This is a genomic window from Planktothricoides sp. SR001 (genome assembly GCF_001276715.1).
GTDB lineage: Bacteria > Cyanobacteriota > Cyanobacteriia > Cyanobacteriales > Laspinemataceae > Planktothricoides > Planktothricoides raciborskii.
On sequence record NZ_LIUQ01000022.1, the window covers coordinates 60,454 to 77,190 of the forward strand.

16 protein-coding genes are annotated in these 16,737 nt (G+C 45.0%); 8 read left to right on the plus strand and 8 right to left on the minus strand.

The features are described from left to right. Positions 1–283: 283 nt before the first annotated feature. Both psaC and AM228_RS14555 read right to left on the minus strand, forming a co-directional pair. Positions 284–529 (minus strand): photosystem I iron-sulfur center protein PsaC, encoded by a 246-nt coding sequence (psaC, locus tag AM228_RS14550; protein ID WP_007355303.1) that lies wholly within the window; start codon positions 527–529, stop codon positions 284–286. Positions 530–865: 336 nt separating this feature from the next. Further along, entirely contained in the window at positions 866–1,789 is a 924-nt protein-coding gene (locus AM228_RS14555; RefSeq protein WP_054466828.1) for a CoB--CoM heterodisulfide reductase iron-sulfur subunit B family protein, read from the minus strand. 1,211 nt (positions 1,790–3,000) lie between these two features. Between AM228_RS14555 and acpP the strand changes: the two genes are divergently transcribed. The 4 genes from acpP (at position 3,001) to rnc (ending at position 8,166) form a co-directional block, all read left to right on the plus strand. Beyond that, positions 3,001–3,255, plus strand: a complete 255-nt coding sequence (gene acpP, locus AM228_RS14560) for an acyl carrier protein (protein ID WP_054466871.1) — start codon at positions 3,001–3,003, stop codon at positions 3,253–3,255. 60 nt (positions 3,256–3,315) lie between these two features. Next, positions 3,316–4,566, plus strand: a complete 1,251-nt coding sequence (fabF, locus tag AM228_RS14565) for a beta-ketoacyl-ACP synthase II (RefSeq protein ID WP_054466829.1) — start codon at positions 3,316–3,318, stop codon at positions 4,564–4,566. Positions 4,567–5,021: 455 nt separating this feature from the next. Continuing rightward, the gene (tkt, locus tag AM228_RS14575) at positions 5,022–7,025 is read left to right on the plus strand and encodes a transketolase (RefSeq protein WP_054466831.1); all 2,004 of its coding nucleotides are present in this window, start codon (positions 5,022–5,024) and stop codon (positions 7,023–7,025) included. A gap of 454 nt (positions 7,026–7,479) precedes the next feature. Beyond that, positions 7,480–8,166 (plus strand): ribonuclease III, encoded by a 687-nt coding sequence (gene rnc / locus AM228_RS14580; RefSeq protein ID WP_054466832.1) that lies wholly within the window; start codon positions 7,480–7,482, stop codon positions 8,164–8,166. Positions 8,167–8,426: 260 nt separating this feature from the next. Here rnc and AM228_RS14585 read toward each other — a convergent pair whose 3' ends face one another. The 3 genes from AM228_RS14585 to AM228_RS14595 form a co-directional block, all read right to left on the minus strand. Beyond that, positions 8,427–9,218 (minus strand): PD-(D/E)XK nuclease family protein, encoded by a 792-nt coding sequence (locus AM228_RS14585; RefSeq protein WP_054466833.1) that lies wholly within the window; start codon positions 9,216–9,218, stop codon positions 8,427–8,429. Positions 9,219–9,349: 131 nt separating this feature from the next. Beyond that, the gene (locus tag AM228_RS14590) at positions 9,350–9,778 is read right to left on the minus strand and encodes an EVE domain-containing protein (RefSeq protein WP_054466834.1); all 429 of its coding nucleotides are present in this window, start codon (positions 9,776–9,778) and stop codon (positions 9,350–9,352) included. Between the two features lie 106 nt (positions 9,779–9,884). Further along, positions 9,885–10,664, minus strand: a complete 780-nt coding sequence (locus AM228_RS14595; RefSeq protein ID WP_054466835.1) for an HAD family hydrolase — start codon at positions 10,662–10,664, stop codon at positions 9,885–9,887. Between the two features lie 726 nt (positions 10,665–11,390). Between AM228_RS14595 and AM228_RS14600 the strand changes: the two genes are divergently transcribed. Further along, entirely contained in the window at positions 11,391–12,296 is a 906-nt protein-coding gene (locus AM228_RS14600; RefSeq protein ID WP_054466836.1) for a hypothetical protein, read from the plus strand. 333 nt (positions 12,297–12,629) lie between these two features. Here the strand turns inward: AM228_RS14600 and AM228_RS14605 are convergent, their stop codons facing one another. Both AM228_RS14605 and sixA read right to left on the minus strand, forming a co-directional pair. Then, positions 12,630–13,817: a citrate synthase gene (locus tag AM228_RS14605; RefSeq protein ID WP_054466837.1), complete on the minus strand. Its 1,188-nt coding sequence runs from the start codon at positions 13,815–13,817 to the stop codon at positions 12,630–12,632. Between the two features lie 90 nt (positions 13,818–13,907). Further along, complete coding sequence (sixA, locus tag AM228_RS14610; protein WP_054466838.1) at positions 13,908–14,408, minus strand: phosphohistidine phosphatase SixA; 501 nt, start codon at positions 14,406–14,408, stop codon at positions 13,908–13,910. Positions 14,409–14,524: 116 nt separating this feature from the next. On the opposite strand from sixA, the gene AM228_RS14615 reads away from it, so the two are divergent. The 3 genes from AM228_RS14615 (at position 14,525) to AM228_RS32720 (ending at position 16,293) form a co-directional block, all read left to right on the plus strand. After that, a complete protein-coding gene (locus tag AM228_RS14615; protein ID WP_054466839.1) occupies positions 14,525–15,451 on the plus strand; it encodes a serine protease in 927 nt (308 codons plus the stop codon). Positions 15,452–15,741: 290 nt separating this feature from the next. Further along, positions 15,742–16,071 (plus strand): DUF433 domain-containing protein, encoded by a 330-nt coding sequence (locus AM228_RS14620; protein ID WP_054466840.1) that lies wholly within the window; start codon positions 15,742–15,744, stop codon positions 16,069–16,071. A gap of 6 nt (positions 16,072–16,077) precedes the next feature. Continuing rightward, positions 16,078–16,293 carry a hypothetical protein gene (locus AM228_RS32720; RefSeq protein ID WP_156331799.1) on the plus strand — a complete coding sequence of 72 codons (216 nt, stop codon included), beginning with the start codon at positions 16,078–16,080 and terminating at the stop codon, positions 16,291–16,293. A 207-nt stretch (positions 16,294–16,500) separates the two neighbouring features. Here AM228_RS32720 and AM228_RS14625 read toward each other — a convergent pair. Further along, a partial coding sequence (locus AM228_RS14625) for a tetratricopeptide repeat protein (protein ID WP_156331804.1) occupies positions 16,501–16,737 on the minus strand: 237 nt, incomplete at its 5' end.

Below are 16,737 nucleotides of genomic sequence, written 5' to 3' on the forward strand. Positions count from 1 at the left end.
CGAATGGCCATTCGCCCGTACAAAAGTCGTAGGGGCGACGAGCGCATTCGCCCGTACAAAAGAAATATCACTATTCACAATTCACTATTCAACATTCACTATTCACTCTTCACTATTCACTCTTCACTCTTCCCTACACCCTACACCCTACACCGATGGCGGCCCTACACCCTAGACCCCACACCCAACAAAAAAATAAGGGGGTTGATTCAACCCCCTCAATCCCAAAAAATATCAAAATGCCATGAGCGACAAAACTGACAGTACAATGTCAGTTATGATATTAATAAGCCAGACCCATACTGCGAGTAGTCTCGGCTCCTAGATAGACGCGGATGCTCAGAAAGTCGGTCGGGCAGGCAGTTTCACACCGCTTGCAGCCAACACAGTCTTCTGTGCGGGGAGATGAAGCAATCTGGCCAGCTTTACAGCCATCCCAGGGCACCATTTCCAAAACATCTAGAGGGCAAGCACGAACGCACTGAGTGCAACCAATGCAGGTGTCATAGATTTTTACGGCATGAGACATGTTATAAAGGCTCCCAAAGTGTTCTCGACAGTATGTAGGATCTGCAATTTGCTCCCTTCACGGCAGCGTTTACCGTTCCGGTTTCAGAAATCTTGGCTTAGTTTATCGCAGTCGTTCCCCGTCTTCTCATAAAACCGCACATAACTTAAAAGTTCGTAATAGTTTTTTAGAAAAACGGGGCGCCAGATGGCCAATTCAATATATTTTTAGGGCAGCGGATTTGGATCCTCTATTCCCCATTCCCGCGAACTATTCCCCATTCCCGCGAACTATTCCCCATTCCCGCGAACTATTCCCCATTCCCGCGAAGGCGGGAATCTATAGATGGGTCAAATTCTAGAAGCCTAGCTTGTCCAAAACTGACCGGGTGGAAACCACATGACGGTCTAAGCCTAATTGTTTTGGTTCAATTCCTACCGCCAGTCCGACCAATTGCGGCAAATGTAATACGGGCAAATCTAAGGTCTGTCCGATCGCCTTAGCCACTTCTGGTTGACGGGAGTCTAGGTTGAGATGACACAAAGGACAAGGAGTGACGATACAATCAGCGCCTTTTTCCAAGGCTTCTAGCAGATGAGTCCCGGCCATTTTAAAAGATTTTTCCGGGGCATAGCTGGAAATTGGCCAGCCACAGCATTGAATTCGGCCTCGGTAATAAATAGGTTCAGCCCCGATCGCTCGAAACACATTTTCCATAGATTCCGGTGCATAAGGATCGTCATAGGGCAGGGTTTTTTGTGCCCGCAGGAGATAGCAGCCGTAGAAAGCGGCACATCGTAGGGGCGAACGGCCGTTCGCCCCTACGAGCGATCGCTTGACTCGTTTTTGTAATTCTTCGAGTCCGTAATCTGTGACTAAAGCCCAGAGTAGATGCTTGACTTCTGTAGTGCCTTGATAGGGGGCACAGCCTTCCTTAGCTAGTAAACCGTTAATTTTTTCTACATAAGCGGGGTCTGTACTCTGAAATTCTTTCAGTCGTTCGTCTACATGACCGATTACCCCTTGACAAGTGCTGCAATGAGTCAATAGGGGCAGTTTAAGTTGCTCGGCTAAAGCGATGTTGCGGGCATTGACCGTATCTTCGAGCAACCGAGAATCTTCTTTAAAGGTGCCAGAACCGCAGCAAGAAGCTTTTTTTAATTCAATTAGTTCAATACCGAGGGCTTCGGTCAGTGCGGCAGTAGACTGATAAAGCTCTCGGGCTGCCCCTTGGGAAACGCAGCCGGGAAAATAGGCATATTTCAAGGTTGGAGATGGCATAGCAGCTTTATTTACAGAGCGTTTGCATTAGAATGAGCCATCATCGCGATTCAAGCAGCGCTTTGGGGCGCAAGCTTCACGCACAAACTCATTCATGGCAATATCATCTCTTATCACACCCCCCCAAGACCGAATTTGTTGTATTTACTTAATAGTTATAGTTGCTGACTTGCTGCCACTTTCGCGAACCCTCTACAGAAACCCATTGAGACGTAGCAACTGAAAATAATTGAATCCTGGGTCAGCAGCGATCCAGAAGAACTCGCAACACAAGCCCGTGACCAACGCAACTGGAGAAAAAACCAGGCACATTGCTAAATCTGTCACCCCTATCAGATAAGATAAAACAGTCCTAAAAATATCACTTACCTCGCAGGTATTTTCCCGAATCCCTCTCTAAAAGCGAAAACATATGCCACTTGGCGCCAGTTGACGCCACTTGACGCCACTTGACGCCACTTGACGCCACTTGACGCCACTTGCTCTACTTGGGGAGACCCCAAGACCGCAGTGGCTTCTTCACTTGGGGAGACCCCAAGACCGCAGTGGCTTCTCTACTTGGGGAGACCCCAAGACCGCACTGGCTTCTTCACTTGGGGAGACCCCAAGACCCGTTCATGGTTCGCCAGTTGTTCATGGGGGAAACCCCCAAGACCACACTGGCTCACCGCAGTGCCTTCTCTACTTGGGGAGACCCCAAGACCGCAGTGGCTTCTCTACTTGGGGAGACCCCAAGACTGCAGTGGCTTCTGAGGATCATCTAATAGGGCTGACGAGAGTGAGTCTGTGAAATTTTTTCCCTATTTGAGAAAGGGCATTGGGACAGTGTGTCCGCAATGCTAAAATCTCAAAGCCTTGATTTGTAAATGCCTCAGTCAGTCCTAGTCGGGAACAGTCATGCCGGTGCTGCCACCGGACACTTACTTATAAATGCGGGTACAGCAACCCAAGACAGACTTCGGCGGGATAGAAACCGGGTTTCTACCCTTGATTTCTCGTCATCGAGCCGAGATTTTTCCAAGAAACCCGGTTTCTGACCGAAGCGGTCATCACCCTAACTTTTTGGGTGAATGAAGCGTTGGTGAGTAAATTTATGGCCGATATGAGCGATTGGTTAAGGCAAAATCCTTTGCGACTTGATGAAAATGAATCAATGCAAAGGTACGGATTTAATTTATTATAACTGCGGCACGCAAAGAGGAACCCAGCTAATGAGTCAAGATGACATTTTTGCAAAAGTAAAAGAAATCGTCGCCGATCAACTGTCAATTGAAGATTCTGACAAGATCAAGCCAGAATCTAATTTCGCTAACGATCTCGGCGCCGACTCCCTGGATGTGGTTGAGTTGGTGATGGCCTTAGAAGAAGAGTTTGACATCGAAATCCCCGACGAAGCAGCGGAAGGAATTGCCACGGTGCAAGCAGCAGTTGACTACATCAAAGAACAAGTGGCAGCCAAAGCATAATTCTGTCCCTCCGACACCTATGTTCTGCGTTTTTGGTATGAAAGCTCTTGAATCTGAATTATGACCAATTTTGAACGGAAACGTGTTGTTGTTACGGGTCTCGGTGCGATTACGCCCATTGGGAATACCCTGGAAGAGTATTGGCAAGGGTTACTGACAGGGCGTAATGGTATTGACCGAATTACCTTGTTCGATCCATCTAATCATGCCTGCCGCATTGCCGGTGAGGTGAAGGGATTTGATCCAGGTGAATATTTGGATCGCAAGGAAATTAAACGGATGGACAGATTTGCCCAGTTTGGGGTTTCTGCCAGTTTGCAGGCGATCGCTGATGCACAGTTCAAGATCAATGACCTGAACGCGGAACAGGTGGGTGTGATTATTGGCAGCGGCATTGGCGGGATTAAGGTCCTCGAAGATCAGCAAACGGTTTATTTGAATAAAGGGCCGTCTAAATGTAGTCCGTTTATGATTCCGATGATGATCGCTAATATGGCCGCAGGCTTGACGGCAATTCACACCGGGGCAAAAGGCCCGAATACTTGCACGGTGACTGCTTGTGCTGCCGGATCTCATGCGGTAGGCGATGCCTTTCGGTTGATTCAAGGAGGCTATGCTCAGGCAATGATTTGCGGCGGCGCCGAAGCAGCGGTTACTCCCTTGTCTGTGGCCGGTTTTGCCTCTGCCCGCGCTTTGTCAACTCGCAATGATGACCCCAAAAAAGCTTGTCGTCCTTTCGATCGCGATCGCGATGGCTTTGTCATGGGCGAAGGTGCAGGCATTTTACTTTTGGAAGAGTTGGAGTATGCCCTAGCCCGTGGTGCCAAAATCTATGCGGAAATCGTCGGCTATGGCATGACTTGTGATGCTCACCATATTACTTCTCCCTCTCCCGGAGGCGAAGGCGCCAGTCGTGCGATTAATTTGGCCCTGAAAGATGCGGGCATTACCCCAGACCAAGTGAGCTATATCAATGCTCACGGCACCAGTACCCCCGCTAACGATCCCACCGAAACCTCAGCCATTAAAACCGCTTTAGGGGAACACGCCAAAAAAGTGGCTGTTAGTTCCACTAAGTCTATGACCGGCCACTTGTTAGGGGGCTCCGGTGGTATAGAAGCGGTGGCTACGGCAATGGCGATCGCCTCGGATCAAGTCCCACCGACCATTAATTTGGACAATCCAGATCCCGAATGTGACCTGGACTATGTACCTAATCAAAGTCGGTCGATGAAAGTTGACGTTGCCCTCTCCAACTCCTTTGGGTTTGGCGGTCACAACGTCACCCTGGTGTTTAAAAAGTACCAGTGATCGTGTGGCAGAGGGGATGAGGAGCTTCAGGAGCTTCAGGAGCTTCAGGAGCTTCAGGAGATGAGGAGCTTCAGGAGCAGAGGGGAGAGTGAATAGTGAATAGTGAATAGTGATAATTCTTTTGTACGGGCTTTCTGGCCAGAAATCCCCTACGACTTTTCACTTTCCCCCGCCCCCCCGCCCCCCGGCTCCCCTGCCGATGGCGGACCCCCCTGCCCCCCTGCCCCCCCGCCCCCCCGCACCCCCGCACCCCTGCTTCTCTGTATTTTTATTTTTTACCCCTTGCTTAGAAATACCCCTAGTGGGATCATGGTGTTAACCGATGGGGGGCATCCCTTTATCTGTTAATCTTCGCTCAGAACATGGGCGAATTTGTTCCCTGGTGTGCTGAAAGACAAATTTTGGCAATCAGCCCACCTTATTTATGTTAAAATCGTCGTTACCAATCAGATATTATGGCCGTTGCAACTAAACCATCACTCGAAGAACTTTGTATTAATTCAATTCGCTTTCTGGCCATTGACGCGGTAGAAAAGGCGAAGTCAGGCCACCCAGGTCTGCCAATGGGTGCCGCTCCTATGGCATTTGTGCTTTGGGATCGTTTTATGCGGTTCAATCCCAAAAATCCCCAATGGTTCAACCGCGATCGCTTTGTCCTGTCTGCCGGACATGGCTGTATGTTGCAATACGCCTTGCTTTACCTCACTGGCTACGACAGCGTAACCATTGACGACATTAAGCAATTCCGTCAATGGGGTTCCAAAACTCCCGGACACCCAGAAAACTTTGAAACTCCTGGGGTGGAAGTGACTACCGGACCCCTGGGACAAGGAATTGCCAACGGCGTGGGTTTGGCAATGGCGGAAGCTCATTTAGCCGCCAAGTTTAACAAGCCAGATTGCACTATTGTAGACCACTACACCTATGTCATCCTCGGTGATGGTTGCAATATGGAAGGTGTCTCTGGAGAAGCTTGCTCACTGGCCGGACACCTCGGCCTGGGCAAACTGATTGCCCTCTACGATGATAACCATATCTCCATCGACGGTGATACCAGTATCTCCTTTACCGAAGATGTGGGTAAGCGCTTTGAAGCTTATGGTTGGCACGTTCAAGAAGTCGCCGATGGCAATACCGACCTGGCCGCCATTGAAAAAGCGATCGCCGCCGCTAAAGCCGTCACCGACAAGCCTTCTTTAATTAAAGTCAGAACCACCATCGGCTACGGTTCCCCCAACAAGGGCAATACCGCTGGCGTTCACGGGGCTGCCCTCGGTGCCGATGAAGTCAAATTTACCCGCGAAAACCTCGGTTGGGAATACGAACCCTTTGAGTTGCCAGCAGATGCACTGAGCCATTTCCGTAAGGCGATCGAGCGGGGTGCTGCCTCCGAAGCTGAGTGGAGTCAAACTTTTGCCACTTATAAAGCCAAGTATGCTGCTGATGCTGCCGAATTCGAGCGCATGATCGCTGGCAAGTTACCCGAAGGCTGGGAAAAAGTTCTACCCACCTATACCCCCGCAGACAAGGGAGTGGCCACCCGCAAACATTCGGAAATTACTCTGAATGCTTTAGCCCCGGCAATTCCTGAACTGATTGGTGGTTCCGCTGACCTGACCCACTCCAACCTGACTTTAATGAAAGTCTCTGGAGATTTCCAAAAAGGTGCCTACCACAATCGTAACCTCCGCTTTGGCGTCCGCGAGCATGGCATGGGTGCCATTTGTAATGGTCTAGCCCTGCACAACTCTGGGTTAATTCCTTACGGTGCTACCTTCTTGGTGTTTGCTGACTATATGCGGGCCGCCATCCGTCTGTCTGCCCTGTCTGAAGCGGGCGTGATTTGGGTGATGACCCACGACTCCATCGCCCTGGGTGAAGATGGCCCCACCCACCAGCCCGTAGAAACCATTGCCTCCCTGCGCGTGATTCCCAATTTGTTGGTGATGCGTCCCGCTGATGGTAATGAAACCTCTGGCGCTTATAAGGTGGCGATCGAAAATCGCAAGCGTCCCACCCTGTTGGCCCTGACCCGGCAAAATCTGCCCAACTTGGCTGGCAGTTCTATTGAAGGTGTGGCTAAAGGTGCTTATATCGTCGTGGACTGCGATGGCACCCCTGACATTATCCTGATCGGCACTGGCAGCGAAGTCAGCCTTTGTGTGGATGCTGCTGAGAAGTTAACCGCTGAAGGCCATAAAGTTCGCGTGGTTTCTATGCCTTGCTGGGAACTGTTCGACGAGCAAGACGAAGCTTATCGCGAATCCGTCCTGCCCAAGGCCGTGACCAAGCGCTTGGCGGTAGAAGCTGCCTCTAGCTTTGGCTGGTGTCGTTATGTGGGTTCTGCCGGTGCTACCGTGACTATTGATGGTTTCGGTGCCTCCGCTCCTGGTGATATTATCATGGACAAAATGGGCTTCACTGTGGATAATGTGGTGGCGAAAGCTAAGGCTCTCTAAAACTTAGTAATTAGCTGGGTTTGAAGCCAGGCTAATTACCAGCTAATTAATTTAGCGTCACAGAAAATACCACAGAAACGCTGTGATAAAAACACAAAGGACACAAAGAGATTTTCTCTGTGTCTTTTGTGTTTTTTTAGTGACAAAATTTCTGCCAATAACTATTGACAACTGCCAAAATTTTCGGCTTTGCACCCCATATTCCGCACGACTAAGAGGTTTTTCAACGAATTGGGTTACAGCTTCGGCTATTGACAAGTAATGTCAATAATTGATGATGTATTTTTACTTATAGTTTTCAAAGCTTTTATAATAACAAGCTTTGAATTATTAGTCTCATATACTACATTTTGAAGTGCGGAATGTGGGATATATGCAACGCGGATAAATTTGCTATCATTGGCGATCGCTTAATCTATTCAGTAACAAAAGCACTAAAACAGAAGCACTAAAAATGTCAGAACTGCCTAAATTTAACAATCAGTCACTATTAGATCAAGCCTTGACTCACCGTTCTTATGTGAACGAACACCCGGAAATTGCGGAAGATAATGAGCGGCTAGAGTTTCTCGGTGACGCGGTACTCGGTTTTCTGATTGGCGATTTTTTGTACAAAAATTATCCCGATATGAGCGAAGCCCAATTAACTCGGATGCGTTCCGCTTTAGTGGAGGAAAAGCAATTAGCGACCTTAGCACGGGAACTAAAATTAGGGTCAAAGATGCGCCTGGGTCAAGGGGCAATTAAAGATGGAGCCAGGGATAATCCTTCTTTACTTTGTGATACGTTTGAAGCGATGATCGGCGCTTACTATCTGGACTCTAATATTACATCCGTTCGGGCTTATGTTAAACGGCTATTTACTCCGGTAGTAAAAAGCATTGCCTTGCCCCAAGTTGATGAAAATCCCAAACATTTGATTGACCCTAAAAATCGGTTTCAGCAATGGTCTTTGGACAAATTTGGGAAAAATCCTGAGTATGTGATTGTTAAAGAGTCAGGGCCTGATCATGCTAAGGAATTTACGGCGGAAGTGCGGGTGAAGGGTAAGGTTTATGGGTCGGGAATAGGTCGTCGTAAACAAGATGCGGAAAAAAATGCCGCAGAAAATGCCCTGAAAAATTTGAAAGTTGACGGTTAATGGTTGTTGGTTGTTGGGTAGAGATTCTTTGGTTGTTGGTTATTGGTGGGTAGGGATTCTTTTGTTGGTTATTGGTTGTTGGTTATTTGCGGCTGTAGGGGCGAAGCATTTGGGCAAATAATTTATGGAAAGTAATCAAAATTTTGTACCCGTAGGCGAAGCCTTCTCGAAGAGTATGCTTCGCCCTGAGAGGTATGTATGGGAAAAAGTAAACATTTTTTCCCGATATTTTACCCCGAATGCTTCGCCCATACAGGAACTTAATCGCGCTTACAAATGACAGAAAATTGGCAATTTTGACATTTGCCGGAATTTTCGGGAACTTGGGGAAATGGTTGGCCGTTTTCATAGTCTTTTAACCAGCGTTGTAACTTGGTTAAAAGTTGGCTGAGGTCTTGTTTGGTTTGTTCGTGTTGTTGTCGATCGCTGATAAATTTTAAACATTGGCTAGACCGCGATTCGCGCAGCGATCCCGGAGGGAATCGCCCATCACGATGATCGTCAAGATTTTTCTCACTGCCTTGGTCTCTTGCCGACTCCACAAACCAATAAGTCATTGATAGCTGTTCTGGCAAATAATCGCTAGTTTCTGCTAACACCAATAAATAGAGACGAGTTTGCCAATTTTCCGCCACTTTTTGCCGGACTGGGGGACGCGGATAGGTTTTCCAATCAATAATTTGGGCGCTGCTTTCTTCGGCAATTAATAAGTCATAAACCACTGTTAATAAAAAATTATCAATTTTCCAGGTTCTGAGATGTTCAGCTTGGCGAAAAGTGGCAGAATTAGGACTGGGTAAAAAAATCTCCGGCGCCCCTTGGGCGATCGCCTGAAAAGACTCCCACATTTTTGGGTCAGCCTGAAATAAAAGTTCTACGGATAAACCTAATTCTCTCTGCTGCATTAGCAAGTGAAATTGTTTTCCCCAAGCTAACTTTTCTTCTTGGTCTGGACTAATAGGCGAACTGAGTTGTTCTAGATAAATTAGCTGAAATTTTCTTGGACAAGTTTCTAAATGATTGAGATAAGTTTGGGATAGGCGAATTAGCATATTGGTTGTTGGTTGGTTGTTGGTTGTTGTTGGTTGGTTGTTGGTTGGTTGTTGGTTGGCGAACAGTAAGAACCAAGAACAAATAACAAAGAACCAATAACCAAGAACAATCAACCAACAACAATTAACAATTATTTAACAGAAAGTAACTTCATCACTGCTTGCCATTCCTCAGAATTCATCTTATAATTGGTGCTATTTGGGGCACGGATAACTAATAACTTTTGCAATAGTGGGTCTTCTTTTAATGTACTGCGTAATAGAGGCTTTTCTAAGAATTTTTTGGTGAAACGAATTTTCGCTTGGGGCTTAATTCCTATGCGAGTTTTATCCAGCCAATAGTCGCGATCGCTCACTTCAGAACGGAATTGGGCAGGTTCAATAATTTCGGCGATCGCGTATATTCCCGCATCGTTTCCCGCCATCCAAATTATCACCTCATCACCCACGGCAATTTCTTTCCCGTAACGAGTCACTAACCATAACATTTCCTCAAAATCTTGAATCGCCTGAGTCACTTTATAATATTTAGGATTTCCTTGAAATAGCCAGTAAGCCATAACATCAATACTCCGATGAAAACTTGCTAGAATTAATTATCTCACCATTATCTCACCATTTGCTGCCAATTTTTTAAACTATTTGGGATTTTATCGGCAACAAAACCTAAGAAGCATTAGTTAAACATCGCACTAACTTCCGAAATCCTTCCACTTCTTTTTCCTGAGTTATATAGGCGGGTGTATGGGTGAGACGAGGCAGATATTCCCACAAATTCCCCACCCCAACGGAAAGGGGAAATAACGACGAATTAAATAAGCTTTCATCGTTGGGACTATCCCCCACGGTGAGAACTTGTTGGGGTGAATATTCGGGAAAATGTAAGGATAATAATTTTTGTAAAGCGCTGCCTTTTTCTTGAGTAGCGAGTTTAATGTGACATTGAATAGAACTGTAGGTAAATCCCCAACCAGCTTGCTGACAGAATGCATTGATTCTTTGTAAATCTTCGTAGCTAAGTCCGTGAACATCAAATGTCCAATCGGTTAAACGAAACCGATTATCGGCACTTTCTTGAATTTGGGGAAATTTCTCTTGCAAACTGGCAAAAGTTTGGGCTAACTTGAGTTTATGTTCTGACAGGTCAGCGATCGCACTTAAAATCACTGGCGGATCCGTGTCTCGGTGGGAAAAAAATACTCCGCCATTTTCGGCGATCGCCCCTATGACGGGCAAATAAGTTGCTAACCCATTCACCCACCCAGCCGATCGCCCCGTGACAATCAAAACCGAAAATCCCGCATCGGCCAAATCTGTTAAACTTTGGAGTAAATCAGCGGTAATTTTCCCGCATTTTGTCAAAGTGCCATCAAAATCCGTTGCCACTAAACGGACATCGTGATGAAAATTACAGGCGATCGCTGCCGATAAAGGTAAACAGGTCATTAGGTCGAATCTACTAGAAATATTGACTTTGGTCAGATTTAACCTTAACAAATTTGGTTGTTGGTTGTTGGTTGTTGGTTGGTTGTTGGTTGGTTGTTGGTTGTTGGTTGGTTGTTGGTTGGTTGTCCCTCCCTTGAAGGGGGGTTGGGGGGATTCTTTGGGTAGGGATTCTTTGGGTAGGGATTCTTTGGTTCTTTGTTGTTAATCACGCATAACAAATAACAATAAACTAATAACCAATAATTAACAAATAACAAATAACAAACAACTAACCAATAACTAAAAACAAACAACTAACAACAAATAACTAACAACAAATAACCGTTAAAGGCTCAGTGATGGGTATTCTCACTTTTAATTGCAACTATGCAACGGAATTTGATATCATAGAAGTCAGGTGCTTGATGGTCTTCTCTCCCATAAAAACTTAGAGGCGATCGAGATTTCTGAGCGAAAAGAGCCGATCCTAAAAAAATCATGGATATTTTGGGTCTGGGCATCGATCAAAAATTGATGTAAAAATAGACAAAAAGGAGCGAAGTGATTATTATGTTAAATTTTCCGAGCCAAAAAATCTCTGATTTGCCAGTAAAATGCCAATTTAGGCACAAACTATCTGGTGATAGATGGCTGATAGCTGTCCGCCTTTTTTAAACCGGATTTTTTAAGTAAAATTGGTAACTTTTCTCCGAGTCTCTGACCAGTCACTTTTTAAAGATTATACCTATGTCAAACTCTCTTATCCCAATTCAACCAATATTAGCCCAGACCAAAGCCCAGACCAGCAAACCCCCCGCAGAAGCTCCGGTGAATAATCTTTTCACGGACTACCGAATTTGGATGGGAACCTCTGGAGTGTTTTTCGTGTTGATGCTGCTATCTTTTTTATATGCAAATATGCAAATAAAAAGCATGAAAAAAAAGATGCAGTTTGAAGATTTTAAAAATAAAGAAATGAACAAAAAGATGAAAATGGCTCTTTCTACCATTAGTAAAATGGAGAAAAATCCAGACCTCATACACTCTAGAGAGTTTAACTTAGATTATTTACGGTTGCGGATGGAGGAAGAAAATTTCCATTTTGCCATTGTCAACCAAATTAAAGTGAAAGTTAAAGAGCAAATTACCCTGGCTTTACGTCCCAATATTGACAATCGAGGGGCTGGACGTTTGGTTGAGGAAACTTTTGATGTGGAATATGAAGCCGGAGAAATTGAAAGACCGGAAAAGCGAGTATTATTCCGCGTACAAATTAAACTAACTAAACTGCCAACTCAAGCTACCTCCAAAACTATTAGTCAAATTATTGATTGCTTGGAAACCTATTTAACTACTAAAGAAGATCACGATACTTGGCAGCCAACAATTCAAGGTCGAGTTGCTTATATTCATTGGGATCAAAAAGCCAAACCTACACCTTTGTTGGTATTGGAGCAATCTAATGAAGGAGTGAATGTCACCTTCAGAACCACTACCCGAAGAACGGCAACCAATGCGATCGCCGGTGATACCGGAGATGGACAGAGTTCGACTGGGGATTTAACTGGTCAAACTAAACAGACAAAACCCGCTACGAAAACTGCCCGAAAACCAAAAGCACCGGATAAATCCAAAGCAACAGGAAACCGCTAATTAATCGGGTTGACTGTTGACAATTGAATCTTCACTGCGTGCCTTTTGCGTGCCTTTTGCGTGCCTTTTGCGTGCCTTTTGCCTGCCTTTTGCGTGTCTGGATAAAAAGCAAACAATTGTTAATCGTTGTCGGTTGATTGTTGCTAAAAAATCCTGACGATTAACAAACCGGATTTCAACGGACTAATGCCGATGAGTTTCGGCACTGAATGATATTAATTTTGCCAACTGAAACCCGGTTGGTGATACAGGTGTTTAAGACAAATATCTCTTGGCGATCGGCAGATTACCAGAATCGAGATGACTGGTCAGAGTCACCTCGATGATGCTGCCTCAAAAATTGACCGAATCGCGATCGTTCCCTGTTGGGCGTTCATGCAGTGACACATATTCGGCATTATGAGAACCTGTGTAAATTTGGGTCGGACGATAAATCCGGTTTTCATTCAGTTGTTCTTTCCAGTGGGCTAACCAACCAGCGACACGGGCGATCGCAAAAATCGGGGTAAATAAATCCGATGGAATTCCTAATTTGCGATAAACCAGACCAGAATAGAAGTCCACATTAGCATAAATGCCCTTTTGTCCCATTTTTTCGTGAACGACTTTTTCCAGTTCCAGGGCAATTTCGTAATACTCATCATGGCCAAACTTTTCAAACAATTTTTCGGCCAAGTTTTGTAAGATCGTGGAACGAGGATCTTTCACCTTATAAACCCGGTGTCCAAATCCCATAATCTTAGATTTGGTTTCGATACATTTCTCCACATACGGGCGAACATTTTCCACCGAACCAATTTCTTCTAACATTGTCAGCACTTCTTCATTCGCCCCACCGTGCAATGGGCCTGCCAAAGTTCCTACCGCAGAGGCAATCACTGCATACGGGTCAGTTAGGGTAGAGGCGGTGACTCTAGCGGAGAACGTAGAAGCATTAATGGTATGTTCCGCGTGCAAGGTTAAGCAAATATCAAATACTTGGGCGGAGAGTGGGTCTGGTTCCCGTTCCGTCAACATATAGAGAAAATTGGCGGAATAATCCAAATCATCACGGGGCTGGATGGGATCGTTCCCTTTCCGCATCATGTCAAAAGCGGCGACCATTGTCGGGATTTTGGCTAATAGTCTCACCACCGCATCCCGGATATATTGGGGATTATCTAAGGCTCGCCGAGAGTAAAATAAGCCCAGGGCGGCGGCACAAGCTTGCAGTGCGTCCATTGGATGACCAGTTTCGGGAAAGCATTTCATCATGTCCCGAATCCGGTATTTAATCCGTCGGTGGTAACGGATTTCATGCTCAAAATCCTTGAGTTCTTGCTCGTTGGGCAGATGCCCCCAAATTAATAGATAGGAAGTTTCGACAAACGAACTATGGTTAGCCAAGTCTGTAATGGGAATTCCCCGGTACTCCAAAATCCCATTAAGTCCATCCACGAAACTGATACCGGAGAGAGTAACTGGGACACCTTCTAGGCCAGGTTTGAACTCGAGATTTCTTTTAGCGTTGTCGCCCGTCATGGTTAAATCTCTTTCATCTTTAATTGAATATGAAGGTAACTTACCAGAAACTTTTGGCTATCTCTGATTTCATAATGATCTTTTTGCTTTTTACGGATCAAAAATTAACAATTTTGGCGAAGTGAACCAAAATAACTCACTCCGAGCGATCGGCGAACCCAAGTCTGGCAAGGTTAAGCCGATAATTCCCGCTTTTTTCACCACTAAAGCATCGGCAGTTTCTCCCCAGAGTAAAATTTCCGCCCAGTGGCCTAAATTTGGCTGATGCCCGACGATCGCCAAAGAGTTACATCCTTTTTCTTTCTTGGGTTCTAGCCACTTTAACCAATCTTTGATTTCTCCTGCGGGCGCTAGGTGAGGAGATTCTTCAATTTTTGCTGACAAACCAGCCTCTTGAAGTATTTTTGCGGTTTGTTGGGCTCGCAGTAGGGGACTGGTTAAGATCAGATCGAAGTGAATCTGCATTTTATGTAATTGTTTGGCGACTTTTGCCGTTTTGCGATCGCCTTCTGGGGTCAATGCTCGGTCTGCGTCTTTGACAAATTCCGTCGCATCTGCGGCAATCCCATGCCGAATCATATACAGTTGCATCAGTGCTTACCTCTTTGTTACTTACCCATGATACAAATTATTGGCATCTGTTGATAATCTATGTGAAGAAAATATCACAAATATCCAAATCATCAAATCACTGTGACAATCTCCCGATGACCAGAAAATTTGCCATCCGGCTACTAATCAGAATATTCCTCTCGATTATCTTCTGGCTATTCCTAGAAATTACCGAATTTAAACTTAGCATCAATTTACCAACTATATCACCACCAATAGGCAGCGATCGCGTCGCAGAAATCGCCCAACAAGTCACCGTCAGAATTTTCACCAAAGATAGTGCCGGTTCCGGGGTAATTATTCAACAGCAACCGCAGAATTACACCATATTATATACCGTATTAACCAATCGCCATGTAGTAGAAGATTCAACGGGTACTGACTATCATATTTTAACACAAGATGGGGCAATTCATCCCGCCCAATGGATTTCTCCAGAGAAATTTGGCAACTTAGATATTGCCCTAGTTAAATTTAGCAGTTCCCGGTCTTATCCCGTAGTCAAATTACTGGAAAATCGGCAAGTTTGGGTGGGAGATTTGCTCTACGCTGCCGGATTTCCTAATTGGCAATGGCATGACGAAACCCAAACCAGAATTAACAATACTCGCGACTGGGGATTAAAAGCATTTCGGTTAACCACCGGCAGATTAGCCATGCAATTAGACCGTCCCCTAGAAGAAGGATATCAAATCGGTTATACTAATGAGATTGAATCAGGAATGAGTGGCGGCCCGATTTTAAATCAGCATGGTTATTTAGTGGGAATTAATGGTCGGTTAAAATATCCTTTAGGGGGGATTGACACTTTTAAATTTACTGATGGTAAATTTCCCCGTTGGTCAGAGTTTAAGCAAATGGAACGATTAAGTTGGGGCATTCCCATAGAAACCGTATTGGGGTTTCTTGATTCTGAGAAACCCAGAAACCGGGTTTCTTTTTTGCAATCAACAGTTAACCCTACAGCGGTTTTCTTTCTTACTAAACCGCGATCGGGCGAAGCCTTCCGGTATTTGGATTAATATTTTCAGCAATAAGTAGACGGGCAGAAATAAATGCACCACATACCATATCAGAAAAAAACTGTCATTCCCGCGAAGGCGGGAATCCACAGCCTATCGGCGGGGAACGAAAAGTGCAATTAATTATGTTCACCTACTTAATTTGTCTGCCGGAATGCTTCGCCCCTACAGGGATTTGTGGTATATTTAATATAAAAACGCTGTAATATCCACCACAGAAACCCGGTTTCTTTGCTGCTATTATTAAGCTATAATATAGTCAGCAAATATTTCATATCGGAGATTAATGAATGAGTTTAGTTCTAGAATGTGAAACTCCTCCGCTTCAAGAGCATGAAACCGGAGCGATTAGAGTTGGCAATTCAAGGGTATTGCTAGAATTAGTTATTCGAGCTTTTCAGGATGGAGCATCTCCTGAGTCAATTGTCCAGAGATATTCTACCTTGTCATTGTCTGATGTTTATGTGACAATTGGCTACTATCTTCGCCACCGAGATTCCCTCGATGCTTATCTAAATCGCAGGGAAAAAGTAGCCGAAGCTGTCAAGGAAAAGCTATCGGATATTCAACCGGATTTGAGTCATATTCGATCGCGCTTATTGCAGCAAAAACAATCATAATTAGTCATGTTATCTTTTTTAAGCGATGAGAATTTCAATCGGGACATTATTCGCCTCTCTTCTTTCCTCTTCGTGTTCTTTGTGTCTTTGTGGTTAAAGCCACAGAAACCGGGTTTCTTTGCTTGCTATCAGCCGTCGAATGTAGGGGCGAAGCATTCCGGCAGTAAATTTATGACTTTAAAAGATAACCTCTATACCGGAATGCTTCGCCCGAATATTTAGGCCATAAAAAAATAGATTAACCCATGAATCAATCGTCGGGGTTAGGGCGAAGCATGGCCGGATTAAATTTATGGTTTTCAGAAACCGGGTTTCTTAATCAAGTTTTCGGTATGAAGCATAAATTGTTGCAGAAACCCTGTTTCTCCTGCGGTCATGCTTCGCCCCTACAGGATGGGATTAATTTTCTGGTTTTTTCGGAACAACAACCTAATATCCTTTCAATCTTTTTAAATTACTCATCGCATTTTGATACCAGATATCATCCCCTTGTTGCTGGTACAATGCGGCAGCTTTTTCATAATTCTTTATCGCGGTTTGAATATCTCCAGTAGTCTCAGCAATTAAACCCAGACTATAGTAAGGATGAGCATAGTTCTGATCCAGTGCGATCGCCTTGTTGTAATCAGCGATCGCTAAATCATATTTTTTTAAGTCATAGTAGGC